The 17,408-nt window shown below is 65.1% G+C and carries 18 protein-coding genes and 1 tRNA gene; 10 read left to right on the top strand and 9 right to left on the bottom strand.

The features are described 5' to 3' along the window. Nucleotides 1-123: 123 nt before the first annotated feature. Both QZ186_RS07145 and rpsT read right to left on the bottom strand, forming a co-directional pair. Nucleotides 124-945 (bottom strand): TatD family hydrolase, encoded by an 822-nt coding sequence (locus tag QZ186_RS07145; protein ID WP_296416274.1) that lies wholly within the window; start codon nucleotides 943-945, stop codon nucleotides 124-126. 34 nt (nucleotides 946-979) lie between these two features. Continuing rightward, nucleotides 980-1,282, bottom strand: coding sequence for a 30S ribosomal protein S20 (gene rpsT / locus QZ186_RS07140; protein ID WP_010315240.1), 303 nt, complete (start codon nucleotides 1,280-1,282; stop codon nucleotides 980-982). Nucleotides 1,283-1,390: 108 nt separating this feature from the next. On the opposite strand from rpsT, the gene hisD reads away from it, so the two are divergent. Next, complete coding sequence (gene hisD / locus QZ186_RS07135) at nucleotides 1,391-2,725, top strand: histidinol dehydrogenase (RefSeq protein ID WP_296416272.1); 1,335 nt, start codon at nucleotides 1,391-1,393, stop codon at nucleotides 2,723-2,725. A 4-nt stretch (nucleotides 2,726-2,729) separates the two neighbouring features. Here the strand turns inward: hisD and rpiA are convergent, their stop codons facing one another. The 3 genes from rpiA to QZ186_RS07120 are packed head-to-tail and all read right to left on the bottom strand — an operon-like array spanning nucleotide 2,730 to nucleotide 5,401. After that, nucleotides 2,730-3,443: a ribose-5-phosphate isomerase RpiA gene (rpiA, locus tag QZ186_RS07130; RefSeq protein ID WP_010315237.1), complete on the bottom strand. Its 714-nt coding sequence runs from the start codon at nucleotides 3,441-3,443 to the stop codon at nucleotides 2,730-2,732. 38 nt (nucleotides 3,444-3,481) lie between these two features. Then, nucleotides 3,482-4,576, bottom strand: a complete 1,095-nt coding sequence (locus QZ186_RS07125; protein WP_156797826.1) for a trypsin-like peptidase domain-containing protein — start codon at nucleotides 4,574-4,576, stop codon at nucleotides 3,482-3,484. Nucleotides 4,577-4,609: 33 nt separating this feature from the next. Next, on the bottom strand, nucleotides 4,610-5,401 hold the full coding sequence (locus tag QZ186_RS07120; protein WP_296416270.1) for a metallophosphoesterase: 792 nt from the start codon (nucleotides 5,399-5,401) through the stop codon (nucleotides 4,610-4,612). A gap of 52 nt (nucleotides 5,402-5,453) precedes the next feature. Between QZ186_RS07120 and QZ186_RS07115 the strand changes: the two genes are divergently transcribed. From QZ186_RS07115 to QZ186_RS07090, 6 genes are all read left to right on the top strand, one after another. After that, nucleotides 5,454-5,723 (top strand): hypothetical protein, encoded by a 270-nt coding sequence (locus QZ186_RS07115; protein ID WP_010315231.1) that lies wholly within the window; start codon nucleotides 5,454-5,456, stop codon nucleotides 5,721-5,723. 151 nt (nucleotides 5,724-5,874) lie between these two features. Continuing rightward, entirely contained in the window at nucleotides 5,875-6,348 is a 474-nt protein-coding gene (gene rimP / locus QZ186_RS07110; RefSeq protein WP_029626137.1) for a ribosome maturation factor RimP, read from the top strand. A 42-nt stretch (nucleotides 6,349-6,390) separates the two neighbouring features. Then, nucleotides 6,391-7,833 (top strand): transcription termination factor NusA, encoded by a 1,443-nt coding sequence (gene nusA / locus QZ186_RS07105; protein WP_296416269.1) that lies wholly within the window; start codon nucleotides 6,391-6,393, stop codon nucleotides 7,831-7,833. Further along, a complete protein-coding gene (locus tag QZ186_RS07100; RefSeq protein ID WP_029626136.1) occupies nucleotides 7,830-8,111 on the top strand; it encodes a YlxR family protein in 282 nt (93 codons plus the stop codon). The genes nusA and QZ186_RS07100 overlap by 4 nt, the downstream gene beginning before the upstream one ends. 61 nt (nucleotides 8,112-8,172) lie before the next feature. Further along, complete coding sequence (gene infB / locus QZ186_RS07095; RefSeq protein ID WP_296416268.1) at nucleotides 8,173-11,487, top strand: translation initiation factor IF-2; 3,315 nt, start codon at nucleotides 8,173-8,175, stop codon at nucleotides 11,485-11,487. 2 nt (nucleotides 11,488-11,489) lie between these two features. Continuing rightward, on the top strand, nucleotides 11,490-12,551 hold the full coding sequence (locus QZ186_RS07090) for a low-complexity tail membrane protein (RefSeq protein ID WP_296416267.1): 1,062 nt from the start codon (nucleotides 11,490-11,492) through the stop codon (nucleotides 12,549-12,551). Here QZ186_RS07090 and QZ186_RS07085 read toward each other — a convergent pair. Beyond that, complete coding sequence (locus tag QZ186_RS07085) at nucleotides 12,495-12,755, bottom strand: DUF3493 domain-containing protein (RefSeq protein WP_071777943.1); 261 nt, start codon at nucleotides 12,753-12,755, stop codon at nucleotides 12,495-12,497. The two genes, QZ186_RS07090 and QZ186_RS07085, sit on opposite strands and share 57 nt — an antisense overlap. A 46-nt stretch (nucleotides 12,756-12,801) precedes the next feature. Between QZ186_RS07085 and QZ186_RS07080 the strand changes: the two genes are divergently transcribed. Next, nucleotides 12,802-12,873, top strand: a tRNA-Thr gene (locus QZ186_RS07080). A 99-nt stretch (nucleotides 12,874-12,972) separates the two neighbouring features. On the opposite strand, the gene QZ186_RS07075 is transcribed toward QZ186_RS07080, so the two are convergent. Beyond that, on the bottom strand, nucleotides 12,973-13,464 hold the full coding sequence (locus tag QZ186_RS07075) for a cupin domain-containing protein (protein ID WP_296416266.1): 492 nt from the start codon (nucleotides 13,462-13,464) through the stop codon (nucleotides 12,973-12,975). Between the two features lie 50 nt (nucleotides 13,465-13,514). On the opposite strand from QZ186_RS07075, the gene QZ186_RS07070 reads away from it, so the two are divergent. Together QZ186_RS07070 and QZ186_RS07065 are read left to right on the top strand one after the other, a co-directional pair. Next, the gene (locus tag QZ186_RS07070) at nucleotides 13,515-13,949 is read left to right on the top strand and encodes a nucleoside deaminase (RefSeq protein WP_296416265.1); all 435 of its coding nucleotides are present in this window, start codon (nucleotides 13,515-13,517) and stop codon (nucleotides 13,947-13,949) included. 6 nt (nucleotides 13,950-13,955) lie between these two features. After that, entirely contained in the window at nucleotides 13,956-14,711 is a 756-nt protein-coding gene (locus QZ186_RS07065) for a 16S rRNA (uracil(1498)-N(3))-methyltransferase (RefSeq protein ID WP_296416264.1), read from the top strand. Here the strand turns inward: QZ186_RS07065 and budA are convergent. Together budA and alsS are read right to left on the bottom strand one after the other, a co-directional pair. Further along, the gene (gene budA, locus QZ186_RS07060; protein WP_296416263.1) at nucleotides 14,658-15,512 is read right to left on the bottom strand and encodes an acetolactate decarboxylase; all 855 of its coding nucleotides are present in this window, start codon (nucleotides 15,510-15,512) and stop codon (nucleotides 14,658-14,660) included. The two genes, QZ186_RS07065 and budA, sit on opposite strands and share 54 nt — an antisense overlap. A gap of 7 nt (nucleotides 15,513-15,519) precedes the next feature. Beyond that, on the bottom strand, nucleotides 15,520-17,265 hold the full coding sequence (alsS, locus tag QZ186_RS07055) for an acetolactate synthase AlsS (protein WP_296416261.1): 1,746 nt from the start codon (nucleotides 17,263-17,265) through the stop codon (nucleotides 15,520-15,522). Nucleotides 17,266-17,408: the final 143 nt, after the last annotated feature.

The following is a 17,408-nucleotide window of genomic DNA, read 5'->3' as shown; positions in this document are numbered from 1 at the left end:
ACAACTCGCACCGGAAAGACAACGCACCACTGGTCATGGGCTAACTCACCAGATCCCTGGCGAGCGCTTTCGGGCTGCAACGAGCACGGATAAATCACGACTCGCTGCCAGGCCAATGAAACATCATACATTGTGAAGAGCGGGTCCAAACAGTGCACAGGCGTTGCGGGTGCTCTGTAAGGCAACGGTCTGCAGCGGCTCCTGGCGCAGGACTGCCACTCGCTCCGCCACAGCCATCACATAGGAAGGCTCGTTGCGCTTGCCCCGTCGCGGCACGGGCGCCAAGAACGGGCAGTCGGTCTCCACGAGGTATCGGTCCGCGGGAACCGCTTGGGCGCAGGCATGGGTGTCGGTGGCCTTCGGGAAGGTCACATTGCCGCTAAAGCTGATGTAGAGCCCCAACTCGAGGAACCCCTGCATTTCCTCGGGAGTGCCGCTCCAGCAGTGCATCACGCCCTTAGGGCAGGCACCCCGCTCAGCACGCTCGCGCAACTCGCCAAGCATCGGTTCAGCGGCATCGCGGCAGTGAATGATCACGGGCAGATCCAGCTCCACCGCCAGGTCCAACTGGGGCCGGAGCATCGCCAGCTGTTGCTCGAGATTGTTGTCGCGGAACAGATCCAGGCCGAGCTCGCCGATCGCCACGACCCTGGGGTCAGCTTGAGCCGCCTCGCGCAACACCTGCTGCGTGTTGGAAGCCCAATGCTCCGGATCCAGAGGATGAACGCCAACGGAGTAGCGAAGCTCGGGGAAGCGATCGGCCAGCGCTCGAATCGCCGGAATCTCAGAAGGCTCCACACATGCGTGAAGGAGGCGCCCCACACCGGCATCACGCCAGCGTTGAGCAACCTCCTCCAAGTCTTCGTCGAAATTTCGAAAGACGATGTGGCAGTGGCTGTCAATCAAAGGAGCCGGAAGGCTCTCGAGAGCGACGGCAGCTGCCATGGATCCAAGGTTCACCTGGATCCAACCTAAAAAATCAGGCCTTCGCTGCGGGCTCGATGGCGCTCTTGACAGCAGCGCTCAGGCGAGATTTCTGGTGGGCACCGTTGTTGCGGTGCAGCACGCCGACCTTGACGGCCTTGTCGATCTTGCTGAAGGCAGCGCTCAGGCTCGACTGGACAGCCTGCTTGGCTGCATCGCCGGGCTCCTGGCTGTAGGCGGTGCAAGCGGCGAAGCAACGCTTCATCAGGGTGCGGACCGCAGACTTGTAGGTGCGGTTGTGCAGACGATTGCGCTCGGCAACCTCAATGCGTTTCTTCGACGACTTGTTATTGGCCACAGACGGAAAAGGCGCTGATTCGGCAGTCGACAAGCTTACCCCCTGGCTTGCGACCCTCCCCAAAGGCTGAGCAACTAGCTTGAACAATCACCGCCGCACCACGGTTTCGTGACCGCCAGCTCCCCTCCAAGCCGTGCCGAGTCGATCGCACCGCTGCAGATCGAGCTGCTGCGCGATGCCGAGCAGGCCGGTCAACGGCTCGAGGCCATCGCCGAGCGCACCGGTAGCGGCCAAAGCCGAGAGGTCGCCCAACGGGTTGAGGGAATCCTCGAGCAGGTGCAACAGCAGGGCGATGCCGCCCTCTTTGAACTGACCGAGCGTTTTGATGGGGTCCGCCCGGATCCTTTGCGCGTTCCCAAGGAGGAGATCGAAGCGGCCTGGGCCGCCACCTCCCCTGAGCTGCAGGAGGCCCTGGCCCTGGCCCACCGCCGGATCCTGGACTTCCACCAGCGCCAACTGCCCAACGACCTGGCCATCACCGGAGAGCACGGAGAGCGGCTGGGCCGCCGCTGGCGCCCGGTGGAGCGGGCCGGTCTCTATGTCCCAGGGGGCCGCGCCAGCTACCCCAGCACCGTTTTGATGAATGCGGTGCCCGCCAAGGTTGCGGGGGTCAAGCGGGTGGTCATGGTGACCCCTCCCGGACCCGACGGCCGCATCAACAGCACCGTGCTGGCGGCAGCCCACCTAGCGGGAATCGATGAGATCTATCGGGTCGGAGGTGCCCAAGCCGTGGGAGCCCTGGCCTACGGCACGGAATCCATCCCCCGGGTGGATGTCATCAGCGGTCCAGGCAACCTCTATGTGACCCTGGCCAAAAAAGCGGTCTACGGCCGGGTCGCCATTGACTCACTAGCTGGCCCCAGTGAAGTGCTGGTGATCGCCGATGCCAGCGCCAACCCTGACCACGTCGCGGCCGATCTCCTGGCGCAGGCGGAGCACGACCCCCTCGCTGCAGCAATCCTTCTGACCACCAGCGAGGAACTGGCACGGGCCATCCCCGCCGCGATTGAGCAGCAACTGGAGGGACACCCCCGTGCCGCCATCACCCGTCAGGCCCTCAACGACTGGGGCTTGATCGTGGTCTGCTCAGACCTGGATGAGGCGGCACAGCTCAGTGATCGCTTTGCCCCCGAACACCTGGAACTGCAGGTGGAGCAGCCTGAGCCCCTGGCCGAACAGATCCAACAGGCCGGGGCGATCTTCATGGGGGCCTGGACCCCGGAGGCTGTTGGCGATTACCTGGCCGGCCCGAACCACACCCTGCCGACCTCGGGTACGGCCCGATTCGCCGGAGCGCTGTGCGTGGAGACCTTCATGCGCCACACCAGCTTGATTCAATTCAACCGGCAAGCCCTGGAGGCCACCGGCGCTGCCGTTGGCACCCTGGCTGACAGCGAGGGACTCCACAGCCACGCAGAGTCCGTTCGCCGGCGCCTGGCCTAAGCGCTCAGCGCTTGACCAGATCCCGGACGCCGGCAACGCCGTCGTTGATCTCGCCCACCAGCACCTGGTCGGTGATGTTCACGAACAGACCGTTCTCCAGAACGCCGGGGAGGTTGTTGATCTCCTTCTCCAGGCTGACGGGATCGCCGATGCCACCGCTGAACTTGACGTCCAGCACGAGGTTGCCCTGGTCCGTCACGACGGGACCAGCCTTTTTGACTGCCATACGGAGCTGGGCGTCACCCCCCATCTCCTTGAGCTGGCCCTGGACCTGACGCCAGGCACCGGGCATCACCTCCACGGGCAGCAGAAAGCCCAGGTTGAGGGTGTCCACGAGCTTGGTGGAATCCACCACCACCACGAAGCGCTTGGCACGAACCGCCACCAGCTTCTCCTGAACGTGGCAGGCGCCACCGCCCTTGATCAACTGGAACGAAGGATCCACCTCATCGGCGCCATCGATGGCCAGATCGATCCGATCCACGGCATTCAGGCTCTGCAGCGGGATACCCAGCTCGGCAGCAAGCACCTCACCTTGGAAGGAGGTGGTCACCCCAACGATGTCCCGCAGCTCTCCGCTTTTGAGCTTGGCGCCGAGGGCCTGAATCATCAGGGCAGCGGTTGAACCGGAGCCCAAGCCCACCACCATTCCGCTCTGGATCTGCTCGGTGGCTGCAGCCGCCACCGCCTGTTTCATCTGGTCCTGCAGATCCGCCATCACGCCGTTTTCACTGGCCAGTGACCGTAGCTCAGGCCTCAGGAATGCGGCAGCGCCTCAGGCCGGATCGAGAGATCGATCTGTTCCTCGCCCCGCAACACGCGGATCGCCAGGACATCACCAACCTGGGAGGCCTCCACCAGACGCAGCAGCTCCCCGGGATCGCTGACCTCTTGATCCGCCGCCTGGACCACCAGATCTCCCCGGCGCAAGCCAGCCCGTTCGGCAGGGCTATCCGGGATCACCCGTTGCACCAGTGCCCCGTCCCGCTCGGGCAGTTGGAGCAGGGCATTGGGGTCAGCGTTGTTGTCGCGAGCCAGCCTCGGATTGAGGGGCACCAGCTGTAGGCCCAGGTAGGGGTGCACCACGGAGTCCCCTTGGCTCAGCTGGGCCGCAACACCCTTGGCCAGGTTGATCGGGATCGCGAAACCCAATCCGGCTCCCGGACCCGAACGCACCAGGGTGTTGATCCCAATCACCTCGCCGCTGGCATTAATCAGTGGGCCACCGGAATTGCCCGGATTGATCGCCGCATCGGTCTGAATCAATTCCAGACGCTTGTCCGAGAAGCCCAGGCTGGTGATGTTGCGGTGCAGGCTGCTGACGATGCCCAGGGTGACGGTGCGCTCCAAGCCATAGGGGGTCCCTAAGGCGATGGCCCAATCCCCCACCTCCAGGGCACTGGAGTCCCCCAGTGGCGCGGACTTCAACCCCTGGGTTTTGGCAATGCGCACCACCGCCAGATCGGTCACGGGATCGATTCCGAGCACCGAGCCCTCCAGCTCTTGACCACTGGCCAGCGTCACCTCAACCCGGTCAGCGCCATCCACGACGTGGGCGTTCGTGAGAACCATGCCTTGACCATCAATCACGATTCCGGATCCCTGCCCGCGCTCACGGCTATTGGGGATCTGATCGCCAAACATCTCCCGCAGGAGCGGGTCACTAAAGGAAGGGTCCAGACCAATCCGTGGGACGGTCCTCTCGGTGTCGATCCGCACGACCGCCGGCCCAACCCGTTTCACCGCCGCAGAGACAAAACTGTGGTTGGTGTTGCTTCCAAAGTCCGCCCAGGCTGGAGCCGCCGGGAACCAAGCGGCCAGCAACAACACCAGGGCCAGCAGAACGCGCACCAAGATCCGCAACACACCCAAGTGGACTGAAGGCTAGGCAGATTCCACGGGAGACCAACGCAGAAGGGTCGAGGCCACCTCGCCCGAGGGCTGCAAGGTCAGCCAACGCCCCCCCGGCCAGTCAGGCCGCCCCAAGGGACAGGGTTGAACAGCCGCAAAGGACGCCAACGACGAGGGACAGGCCCAAAGGGGTATGGGAGACCCAGCGCCGCTGCGGGGCAGTTCGCCCTGCCAATGCTGGTGGACATGGCCGAAGAGAACGGCTTTGAGGGCTGGGGCCCGCTGGAGGCAGCGAAGAAACGGGCCTGGATCCTGCAGAGCGATCGGATCCAAGCCTGAATCACCAATGGGCACCGGGGGATGGTGCAAAGCCAGCACCACGGGCTGATCGGCCAGCGCCAGCTGGCGCTCGAGCCAGGCCAGCTGCCTGGGGTCAAGGAAGCCAGCAACGGCGCCACTGCGGTGACTCGAGAGCAACAGCAGCGTCCAGTCGCCGAGGTCCAGGGCCGCCGGGGCAATCACAGCGCGACGTCCCAAGGCCGATCGCATCAGGGCCGGATGGTCGTGGTTGCCCGGGGTCAAGGCCAGGGGAACCTCCCTCAGGGGTTCAACGTCCTCCAGGACCTCCTGCAGGCGGCGATACCCGCCCCAGCTTTCGTCCTGGCAGAGGTCCCCTGTGATCAGCAGCAGATCCGGGGGCTGATCGATCTGGGACAGGGCCTGCCGCAGGCCGTGGCGCAAGGACGCCATGGAGGGACGACCTCGGCAGTGCCCCCGAGGGTCTGCCAGGAGGTGCGGATCACTCAACTGAAGGAGGCCAGGCACACCAACCGAGCAGATCAATGGCCCTAAGTTGCCCGTTCTTGACCGAGCTGGCATGGCCGCTATCCCCCCGGGCACCCGTCAACGCTGTGCTCTCTGCCAAGTGGAGATTCAGGGCTTAGTCGGCGGCCTGGATCAGGTGCACTTCAGCCAAGGCAAGCCCTCCACCCGCTCCAAGCTCTACGCCCGGGTTTGCCAGTTCCTGCGCACAGACGAACAAAAGTCGCAGTGCCTCAACCAGGACCCCAGCTTGCGGGGCGAGGCCCAACCTGGGGATGCCTACATGGAGCCACCTGCTGTCGATCTCGGCAGCATGGGGGCCTGACGCTCCAAGGCCGATCACGTACTGTTGTGTTGTGCCCGGCGGGCACCTCTGACTGAACAGCGCTGACTCCTCGGGAGCAGCTGGACAGCCAGACAGCAGATCACTGCAGGTGCCGGACGGGTCGCCCGTTCCCCTGTTCACGATCCAGGCTTTGCCGCATCCCCTGCACCCTGACCTCCAAACCCTGGCTAGCCAGGCGGCGGAGGGCGCTGGATTCCAGGTCTGCGGCCTTGAACTGCTCACCCATCGAATTCCGATGACGTTGCTGGTCCAGCTGCGTCTGGCCGATGGCGGAGACGTGAGCCTGGACAACTGCGCCAGCTTCAGCGGAGTGCTGGGCGACGCCATCGAGAACAGCGGGCTGCTGCAGGACCCCTATGTCCTGGAAGTCAGCAGTCCGGGCGTCAGCGAGCAGCTGAGCGACGACCGAGACTTCCGCAGCTTCCGCGGATTCCCGGTTTCGATCCGCTACCGCGACACCAAATCCGGGGGCGACAACGAGCGTGAGGGCCTCTTGCTCGAACGCGATGAGGAGAACGTTCTCCTCAACGTCCGGGGACGCACGGTTCGAATCCCGCGCCCCGATGTGATCAGCGTGAAGCTGGTGACTCCCAAAGAGGCCTAACCCCTCCTTTCCCCTCTCCAATCCCGCACCCAACCACCTGCCATGGCACTGGTCCTGCTCCCCGGTCTCTCCAACCTGATCGAGGACATCAGCGAAGAGAAAAAACTGCCCCCTGCGGTGGTGGAAGCGGCCCTGCGTGAAGCCCTGCTCAAGGGCTATGAGCGCTACCGCCGCACCCTTTATCTGGGGATTAGCGAGGACCCCTTCGAGGAGGACTACTTCTCCAACTTCGATGTCGCCCTGGATCTCGACGAAGAGGGCTACCGGGTACTGGCCTCCAAAATCATCGTTGAAGAGGTCGAGAGCGAAGACCACCAAATCTCACTGGCCGAAGTGATGCAGGTGGCGGAAGACGCCCAGGCCGGTGACACCGTGGTGCTGGACGTCACCCCCGAGAAGGAAGACTTCGGCCGCATGGCCGCCGCCACCACCAAACAGGTGCTGGCCCAGAAGCTGCGCGACCAGCAGCGCCGCATGATCCAGGAGGAGTTCGCCGACCTGGAAGATCCCGTCCTGACCGCTCGCGTGATTCGCTTCGAGCGACAGAGCGTGATCATGGCCGTCAGCAGCGGACTGGGTCGCCCCGAAGTGGAGGCCGAACTCCCCCGCCGCGACCAGCTGCCCAATGACAACTACCGGGCCAACGCCACCTTCAAGGTCTTCCTGAAGGAAGTCAGTGAGATTCCGCGCCGCGGACCTCAACTGTTTGTCAGCCGCGCCAACGCCGGTCTGGTCGTCTATCTCTTCGAGAACGAAGTGCCCGAGATCCAGGAGGGGTCGGTCCGCATCGTTGCCGTCGCCCGTGAGGCCAACCCCCCCTCCCGCTCGGTCGGTCCCCGCACCAAGGTGGCCGTGGACAGCGTGGAGCGCGAAGTGGACCCTGTCGGCGCCTGCATTGGCGCCCGCGGCTCTCGCATCCAGCAGGTCGTGAACGAACTGCGTGGCGAAAAAATCGATGTCATCCGCTGGTCCCATGACCCGGGCCAGTACATCGCCAACTCCCTGAGCCCCGCCCGCGTGGAAGCGGTTCGACTGGTGGATCCCGAAGGGCAGCATGCCCACGTCCTGGTGCCCCCCGATCAGCTCAGCCTGGCCATCGGTCGCGAGGGTCAGAACGTCCGTCTCGCCGCTCGCCTGACCGGCTGGAAGATCGACATCAAGAACAGCACCGAGTACGACCAGGCCTCTGAGGACGAGAAGGTCGCGGAACTGATCTCCATGCGCCAGGAAGAGGAAGCGCTTCAGGCGGAAGCTGAAGCCCGGATGGAGGCAGAACACGCCCTGCGTGCCGAGGAAGACGCCCGTCTTCGGGAGCTCTATCCCCTGCCCGAGGACGAAGAGGAGTACGGCGAGCAGGCCCAGTACGACGAAGCGGCCTACGAGCAAGAGCCTGTGGCTGAGGCTGAGGCCACCGAAGCCGTGGCAACGGAAGACGCAGTCGAAGAGGCTGTCGAAGAGACGACCGACGAGGAAGGAGCCCGGTGAAGCAACAGCCCGTCCTCAGGCGTTGTGTGACCTGCCGTGCACTGCTGGATCGCCAGCACCTGCTACGGGTCATCCGCCTTGCCGAGGGCGGCATGGCTCTGGACCAAGGGATGGGCCGATCGGCCTATCTCTGTCCGACCGAGAGCTGTTTTGAGGAAGCCAAGCGCCGCAAACGTCTGCAGAAGGCACTCCGGTGCCAAGTGTCAGATTCCATCTACGCGGCCTTGGCGCAGCGCCTGAATGCCACCTCTTATCAGGCGCTGAGGCAAGATAAATAGTGGCCTCACTGTGGGTGATGGCCCGGTGGCACGTGTTGCCCCCGACCACTTGGAGCACTTGATGACCAGCAGCGGCAAAGTCAGGATTTACGAGCTGTCCAAGGACTTGGGCCTTGAGAACAAGGACGTGCTCGATGCCGCCGAGAAACTGTCGATCGCAGCGAAGAGCCATAGCAGCTCCATCAGCGATGACGAGGCAGCGAAAATCCGCAGCCTGATCAAAGGTGGCGGGAATGGCAGCAAGGCCGCTCCGACGGTGGACGAGCCCAAGAAAGCCATCCTCTCGGTCAAGAAGGCCGCTCCTGCCGCACCGGCAGCGCCTGCGAAACCCGCAGCGGCCAAACCGGTAGCGGCCAGCCCTGCTCCGGCGAAACCTGCTGCTGCGGCCCCTGCTCCTCGGCCCCAGCCCCAGGCAGCCAAGCCCGCCGCTCCGTCCGCTCCAGCTCGCCCGGCCGCACCATCCGCTCCCCCAGCCCGCCCTGCGGCAGCGGCCAAGCCCGCAGCCAAACCTGCGGCCAGTGCTCCCCCCAGCCGTCCAGCGGCCCCGTCAGCGCCTCCGGCTCGTCCCGCAGCGGCCAAGCCTGCCGCCAAACCCGCGGCCAGCGCTCCCCCCAGCCGTCCCGCAGCCCCGGCCCCGAGCCGACCTGCACCGGCAATCGTGTCCAAGACCCCGGCAGGAGCGGGAGCCCCCCCGGCCCGCAAGCCGGCGCCCCCTGTGTCGCGCCCTGCGGCAGGTAGCCCCCCCCAGCGTCCTGGCGCCCCCACGCGTCCCGCTGCAGGCGGTGGCCGCCCGCAGCTCGTGAGTCGTCCTCAGGGCGGCCAGGGCGGAGCCCGTCCTGCCACACCCTCCGGCCGCCCGGCCCTGAGCCAGCGGCCAGGGATGCCCACACGCCCCGGCGCACCCGCCCCCACGCGGGTGGGACAGGGCGGCAAGCCCGCCAAACCCGCCCGCCCTCAGGTGGAGCTGGTCGGCAAACCCATTCGCCGTGATGTCAGCGGTCCTGGTGGCGGCGGGAACCGCCCCGCGCCCCCGACCCGTCCCGGCATGCCTGGCATGCGCAAGCCGGTGGCCCCTGGCGAGCTCATGCAGCTCCAGAAACCTGGAGCAAGGCCCAGCGCACCGCCGCCTCGGCGTCCTGGTGGCGCCCCTGGCGCACCCGCCGGCGCCCCCGGAGCCCCTGGAGCAGGCGACGCCAACCGTCCTTCGGCCACTCCCCCGTCGGCACCACGCCGCCCGAATTTCCGTGCACCCCAGCCGCCCGGTGGCGGCCGTCCCCGCCGCCCCGATTGGGACGACAGCGCGCGTCTGGATGCACTGCGCAGCCGCTCACCCCAGAAGCAGCGCCAGCGCGTTCACATCATTGGAGAGAACGACGACTCGCTGGCCGCACAAACCGGCGGCTACGCCGGTGACACCGATGCGGTGGTGCTGCAGGCCTCCCTCGCCCGTCCGGCGAAACCCCGCAGCGCTGGCTCCGCTCAGCCGAAGCCAACCGTTGTGGCCCGCAAGCGCCGCAAGGAAACCGCCCGTCAGCGTCAGCGGCGCCGCGCGATGGAGCTGCGTGCCGCACGGGAAGCCAAGCAACAGCGGCCCGAAATGCTCATCGTTCCGGAGGGCAACCTCACGGTGCAGGAGCTGGCCGACAAGCTGGGCGTCGAGAGCTCCGAGATCATCAAGAGCCTCTTCTTCAAGGGCATCATCGCCACGGTGACCCAAACCCTCGATCTCTCAGCGATCGAGACGGTGTCCCAGGAATTCGGCGTTCCGGTGCTCGAGGACGACGTCGAGGAAGCGGCGGCCAAGACCGTCGAGATGATCGAAGAGAGCGATCTCGCTCACCTGATCCGGCGTCCGCCCGTGGTCACGGTCATGGGCCACGTGGACCACGGCAAGACCAGCCTGCTGGACTCGATCCGCAAAACCCGGGTCACCGCTGGCGAAGCCGGTGGCATCACCCAGCACATCGGTGCCTACCAAGTCGAAGTGCCCCACGCCGGGGAGCAGCGGAAGATCACCTTCCTGGACACCCCTGGCCACGAAGCCTTCACCGCCATGCGGGCCCGTGGCACCAAGGTCACTGACGTGGCCGTGCTGGTGGTGGCCGCCGATGACGGCGTGCGTCCCCAGACCCTGGAGGCCATCAGCCACGCCCGCGCCGCCAAGGTGCCGATCGTGGTGGCGATCAACAAGATCGACAAAGAAGGTGCCTCCCCGGATCGCGTCAAACAGGAGCTGTCCTCCCACGAACTCGTGGCTGAGGACTGGGGCGGCAACACCGTGATGGTGCCGGTGAGTGCCATCAAGGGCGAGAACATCGAGAAGCTGCTGGAGATGATCCTGCTGGTCACCGAAGTGGAAGACCTGCAGGCCAACCCAGACCGGATGGCCCGGGGCACCGTCATCGAGGCACACCTCGACAAGGCGAAGGGTCCTGTGGCCACCCTGCTGATCCAGAACGGCACCCTGCGCACCGGCGACGTGCTGGCCGCTGGTCCGATCCTGGGCAAGGTGCGCGCCATGGTCGACGACAACGGCAAGCGCGTCAAAGAAGCCGGCCCCTCCTACGCCGTTGAGGCCCTGGGCTTCAGCGAAGTGCCGACGGCCGGCGACGAGTTCGAGGTCTACACCGACGAAAAAACGGCCCGTGCGGTGGTCGGCGACCGCGCCACCGAAGCCCGCGCAACCCGCCTGGCCCAACAGATGGCCTCCCGCCGGGTCTCTCTGGCCTCGATGTCGGGTCAGGCCAGCGAAGGGGAACTCAAGGAACTCAACCTCATCCTCAAGGCCGACGTTCAGGGTTCCGTCGAGGCAATCCTCGGGTCCTTGGAACAACTGCCTCAAGAGGAGGTTCAGGTCCGCGTGCTGCTCTCTGCACCGGGCGAAGTCACCGAAACCGACGTCGACCTGGCGGCGGCTTCCGGTGCTGTCATCGTCGGCTTCAACACCTCGATGGCGCCTGGCGCCAAGCGTGCTGCTGACGCCACGGGCGTGGATGTGCGTGACTACGACGTCATCTACAAACTGCTCGAGGACATCCAGATGGCCATGGAAGGCCTGCTGGAACCCGAACTGGTGGAAGAGCCCCTGGGCGAAACCGAGGTTCGGGCCGTCTTCACGATCGGCAAGAGCGCCGTGGCGGGTTGCTACGTCACCAGCGGCAAACTGCAGCGCAACTGCAAGGTCCGCGTCTGGCGCGGCAAGGAAAAGGTGTTCGAGGGCGACCTGGACTCCCTGCGCCGCGGCAAGGACGATGTCAAAGAAGTCGCCACCGGCTTCGAATGCGGCATCGGCTGTGATCGTTTTGCCAACTGGCAAGAGGGCGACCGGGTGGAATCCTTCAAACTGGTCACGCAGCGACGCACCCTCAGCAACTGACCGTGAATCCGGCAAGACGCGAACCGCTCCTGTGGCTCCAGCTACTGGGGCTCGCGGCCTTGCCGCTCGAAATCCTGTTGCTATTCCTGCTGTTTGCAGGGGCAGACCCGGGTCCCTTCCCCGGCTTTGAACGCTTGCTGACCTGGGCGATCGGCGCCCTGGGAAGCGCGGTCCTCTTCTGGCGCCTTCCTCCCGACCTCTGGTCTGTGCTGATCCTGCAGGTGCCCCTGCGGGGTCGCCGACCAGAGCAGTTTCGTCTGAGTGCCCTTCAGACCGCCCTGCCTCTGAAGGTCGTCATTGCCCTGGGCGCAGCACTGCTCCTTCCTCTGACCTGGTGGGCAGACAGCCACGCCGGCATGGCCTGGGCCTGGTCCCCTCTCTCCAGCAGCCCCAGGCTGGTGGTTCTGCTGCTCTGCATCCCGGTGCTGGCGCTGATCCAATGGCAGTGGGCCCAAGTGATCCAGTCCCTCTGGATGCTCACCAGATCCGCTGGTCTGGTGGATCAGACCCTGCCCCTCACCCAAGTCCAGGCTGCTGAGCAGCGCCTCAACGCTGGGCTACCGCTCTTGCTTCTCGCGCCGTTGGCCTTTGCGGAACCTGCGGCTTCCGTCGAGCCGGAACAGAAGATCACACCGCAAGAGCAACAGGAAAAATCCGAAGCTATCGCTCCTGAACCCGAGCAGACCGACTCACCTACCGAGACAGAGCCCGTCGCCGCAGAAGCTTCTGAACCTGCTGCAGAGCCTTTGCAGGCGGACGCGGAGGTCGTTGAGGCAACCGACGAGGACCACGAGGCCAACGCTGAAGCCCTTGCCTCAGAAGACGTCGATGTGCCGCAAGCGGAAGCCTCAGACGCCGACGCCGAACGAGAAGCCGACGCAGAGCCCGAGGAGGAAGCGGTCGTTCACGAAGAGCCCTGTTCCGAAGAAACCGGCCCCGAAGAGACCACTGCCGAAGCACCCCAAGACACTGAGGAAGACCCTGCCAAACAGGACAGCGAAGACGCGTCAGTCGTCGACGCTGGGGGAGCGGTCGCGCCAGAGGAGAAGCCCGAAGAGGGCTAACGCCGAAACCTGAATCAGGAGGTCAGAGGACTGGACCACCTCTCCACCGGCCGAACGCATCGCCATCGTGGCCAGGCCAACGGCCGCAGAAGCAGTAAAGGCCAACCAGAGTCCTCGCCTGAGTCCACGCCAGGGGGTGCGAGCCTCCTGCAACAGACGAGCCCTGAGATCGGGATCCAGTGGGGGACGGGAGTCAGGCGGCATCCGCGCGTCTCAGGCATCGAAGCCTGAATGCTAATTTCACTGGGCTGCCGGTGTAGCTCAGTGGTAGAGCAACTGATTCGTAATCAGTAGGTCGTCGGTTCAAGTCCGATCTCCGGCTTTTCAGGTCCTGACGCTCTCAAAAGAGATGGGACCCTGCAGTCACAGCAAGACATCTGAGCCAGCGGCTTTGAATTCGAGCCAAAGATGGCACCTGGCTCTAGCGATACTCGACCAGGGCAGCTGGTGGATGTTCAGCTTCTGAAAGTTCGCTGAGCATTTGAAAGTCGTCAAAGTCAAAACCAGGGGCGACCGCACACACCATCAGGCTCCAACGCCCTGAAGCCCGAGCGGCCTGCCAGACACCCGCTGGCACCACGACCGTTTCTGCTGAAGCCGGTAGAAGACAGTGCTCCTGCAGCTGCCCATCCATCACCAACAGCAACGCCAAGGGATCCCCCGCTAGGCAGCACCAACTCTCATCGGCGTGGTTCACCCGATGCCAGCGACTGATCTCCCCGGGGCCCAACAGAAACAGGATCTGGGTCAGGGCGTCGCGCTGCACCCCATCGGCGCGGCGCACCTTGAGCGCGCTGCGGAAGGTCTCTCGATACCACCCCCCCTCGGGGTGAGGTTGAAGATCAAGGGCCGCAACGATCTCAGCCACGCTGTGGCGTTCTGGATCCCACGGACCGAGGTTGTCTTGCGTCATGCCTGCCATGCTTGGGCCAACGGCACGGAGGTGCGATCGATCGCAGCACGATGCAACGTCTGGTCGATGCGGCCCGGGCCGAAGCCGAACAGGGCTGGAGCGAAGGGGGAATTCCCATCGGTGCCGTCCTGGCCCAAGAGGATGGAACGATCGTCGCCCGTGGACACAACCAACGGGTCCAGAACGGGGATCCCACCAGCCATGGTGAAACCCAGTGCATCCGCAACGCCGGGCGGCGCCGCGACTGGCGTGAGCTGACCCTGGTCACCACCCTCTCTCCCTGTCCGATGTGCGCCGGAACGGCCGTTCTGCTGGGATTCCGGCGGGTGGTCATCGGAGAGCGCAAGACCTTTCAAGGGGCCGAGACCTGGCTCAAGGAGGCTGGAATCGAAGTCACCTGCCTGGACGATCCACGCTGCGAAGCGCTGATGCAAACCATGCAGCAGCAGAAGCCTGAGCTCTGGGCAGAAGACATCGGCTGCTGAACAGCGATGAACATCGTCCTGCTGAGGCCAGAAGACTGGATCGACGAGCAGCGCGTGCTGCTGAATGACGAGCGGGCGCGCCACATCCGCAATGTGCTCAAGTCGAGCGTGGGCGAGACCCTGCGGCTCGGGCTCATCGGAGGTGCCTGCGGTCAGGGGCTGATTGAGTCCCTGGACTCCAGTGGCGTGGTGCTCAGAACCGTCCTCAGCGAACCGCCACCCAAGCGCCATCCCTTCGATTTGGTGCTGGCCCTACCGAGACCCAAGATGCTGCGCCGGATCCTGCGGCAATGCGCCGAATTTGGGATCAGCCATCTGCACCTGATCAACAGTGCGCGGGTCGAGAAGAGCTACTGGCAAAGCCCGCTGCTGCAAGCCAGCAACGTCGAGGACGCCCTGCTCGCGGGCATGGAGCGCTCCCGAGACACCATCGCCCCGCAGGTGCATCTGCACCAACGCTTCCGGCCCTTCATCGAAGACGAGCTCCCAGGGCTCTGCGCCGGACGGCTCTGCCTGATCACGGAGATGGGGGCCGAGGAGCCCTTGGCTCAGCACGCCGGCCAACCCGCTCTGGTGATGATCGGGCCCGAGGGCGGCTTTGTCCCTTTTGAGATCGAGCTCGCCCAGGCCCATGGTGCCCGCCCCGTCCATCTAGGGGAGCGGACCTTGAGCGTGGACACGGCCCTCAGCGCAACCCTGGCTCAGGGATCAGCTGTGTTTGCTCTCAGCTCGGGCCAAAGCCTCGGCGGGATCCCCCTGTAGATCCGCCTCCAGGAAGGCCGGCGTTTCCGGCAAGGCCAAGTGCACGTGGTTGTCCATGTGCACCTGCACCGTCAGATCCTTGGCCTGCACGTCGAGGATGTGACCGCCATGGTTGTGGTCATCGCTCAGCAGGTGCAGGTGATAGCCGGGCACATTGATCGTGCGGGCATAGCTGGGAGTCCAGAACCCCACCAGGCTTCCGCGCAGACCGCTCTGGCTGAACTCCGCCTGGTGACTGGTCGCGGTCACCAGGTCCGTGCCATGGGCGCTCTTGCAGGCCACGCGGTAGTGGATCCTCTCGAACGTGCCGGTAATGCGGATGGCGCAGAAGAGATTGTCGCTGCGCCTTAGGCCATCGAGCTGAGCGGTGAGGTCGTCCCAACTGCTGACGGACGGCAGCGTCGTGGTGGTGTCAGCCGCAAAGAAGGTCGTCGCCCAAAAGGGAGCCAGGGCCGAGTCCGGGGCGACATGCACCGACCCATCACTGCGGGCCTGCCAGCAGGTGCCATCGAGCATGATCCCCTCACCATCGAGGCCATCGAAGGTGCCCAGGCCGAAGTCTCCATGGCGCTTGATGTCCGCCACGCGCACGCAACCCTGATAGACCCCCTGCACCAGGGCGCCAGAGGTGGAGACCTGATAGATCGTGTGGTGGTCAAGATCCAGGGTTTCCGCCAGGGAGCGGCGAACCAGATGGCTGACGCTGTCGCCCGTGCGTTCAGCCAAGGCGTGCAGCGCGTCCCAGAGACCATCGCCAACGGAGACGTTCAGGTGGTGACCGCTCGCATGCTGCGTGCTCATCGGAACCTCAGTGGATGAACTGCTGGTGCACGTTCTGCATCAGCCGGATGTTCTCGGAGTAGTCCACCGGAACATTGATCAGAACCGGTACCGGCTGCTGCAGGGCCTCCCGCAGGACGGGTCCGAGGTCCTCGGCGTTCTGGATCGAGTAGCCCTTCGCGCCAAAGGCCTCGGCGAACTTGACGACGTCGTAGTCGCCAAGCTGGATCCCCGAGACCCGTCCGTAGTGGGCCTGCTCCTGGAACTCCACCATGTTGTAGGAGTGGCTGTTCCAAATCACGTGCACGAAGCGGCTGCCCATCCGCACCGCCGTCTCCAGCTCCGTCGCCGTGAACAAAAAGCCACCGTCCCCTGAGACGGAGACCACGGGACAGCCGGGGCGCACCATCCCAGCGGCAATGGCCCAGGGCAGGGCCACGCCCAGGGTCTGCTGACCATTGCTCACCAGCACCTGGCGGGCTCGCTCAGCCTGGGCATAGCGGTTCATCCAGATGTAGTGGGAGCCGACATCCAGGCAGAGCGTGGTGTCCTTGGTGATCACCGAACTGATCTCGTGCACCAGGCGCAACGGATGAACAGGAGCAGCCCCACCCATGGAGGCACCCTCGGCGGCCGTCGCCCGTAATTCAGCGGCGAGGGCCTGCTGCTGCTGACGGAAATCAGGGGCGATCGTCAGTGGCGGCAGGGTGGCCATGGCGATCAGGGTCTGCTGCAGATCCCCGATCAACTCCACCTGGGGCAGGAAGGCTTGGTCCTGGTCCGCAGCCTTTACATCGACATTGATCAGGGTGCGGGATTGATCGCTATTCCAAAGGCTGGGGTCGTATTCGACCGGATCAAAGCCGAGGCAGATGACCCCATCGGCCGCGCTCAGCAGGGCATCCGCCGGTTGGTTGCGGAAGAGTCCCAACCGCCCCACGTACTGCTCCGGCGCGACCCAGCGCCCGGGCCCTTGGAAGGTGGCGCAGTAGGGCAGTCCGCTGCGGCGCACATAGGCCTGGAGCGCTTCGCTGAGATCTGGATCTGAAGCCTGCATCCCCAGAAGGAGCAGGGGCCGCTCCAGGGTTGCCATCAACTCCGCGGCCCGGCTCAGGGCCTGGGGATGGCAGGGCCCCTGAAGGATCGGCTCACCCCAGCCCGCCGATGGGTCGGCCTCGATCTCAGCCAAGCCAACGTCCTTGGGCAGCCCCAGAAAGGCTGCCCCCGGCCGGCCCTGCTCAGCCGCCCGAATGGCATTGCCCAGGACCTCCGGTAGGTCGTGAATCGAGAGGGCGGACTGGGCAAAGCGCGTCACCGGCTGCATCAGGCCGATGGCATCCAGCGACTGATGGGTCTGCTTAAAGCGATCGTCCAGGGGCACCTCACCACCGATCGCCAACACGGGATCGCCTTCGGTGGTCGCCGTTGCCAGGCCCGTCACCAGGTTGGTCACGCCAGGGCCGGAGGTGGCCAGGCAGACGCCGATGCGGCCGGTCAGGCGGCCAAAGGCTTGAGCCATGAATGCCGCGTTCTGCTCATGGCGGCAGAGCACCAGCTCGATGGGCGAATCCAGCAGGGCCGTGAAGACGCTGTCGACCTTGGCCCCGGGGATGCCAAACACATGGGTGACGCCATGGGCTTCCAGCGCCTTGACCAGAAACTGAGCACCCGTCAGAGCCTTGGACCGCGGCGCCGGCTCCACTGGGCGGCCTGGCGTTCTGCGGTTGGAGGTCTGCGGTGCGTGGGGATGGGAATGGCGTGCCGATGTCGTCATCCGACGGTCCGAAGGCTGATTCGCACACCATGACCACAGCGCTGCGCCGCAGCCCCTGCGTTCGTTTTTTTTCGGGAATCTGCACCCCCCCAACAAAAAGCCCCCTCTTGCGAGGGGGCTTCTGGTTCAACCGAGATTGAACC

Origin of the sequence: Vulcanococcus sp. DEBay_Sum29NL08_54, assembly GCF_017859255.1 — a bacterium.
Lineage (GTDB): Bacteria > Cyanobacteriota > Cyanobacteriia > PCC-6307 > Cyanobiaceae > Vulcanococcus.
Note: the sequence above shows the minus strand (reverse complement) of the source record. Positions and strands in the feature narration are given on the sequence as shown.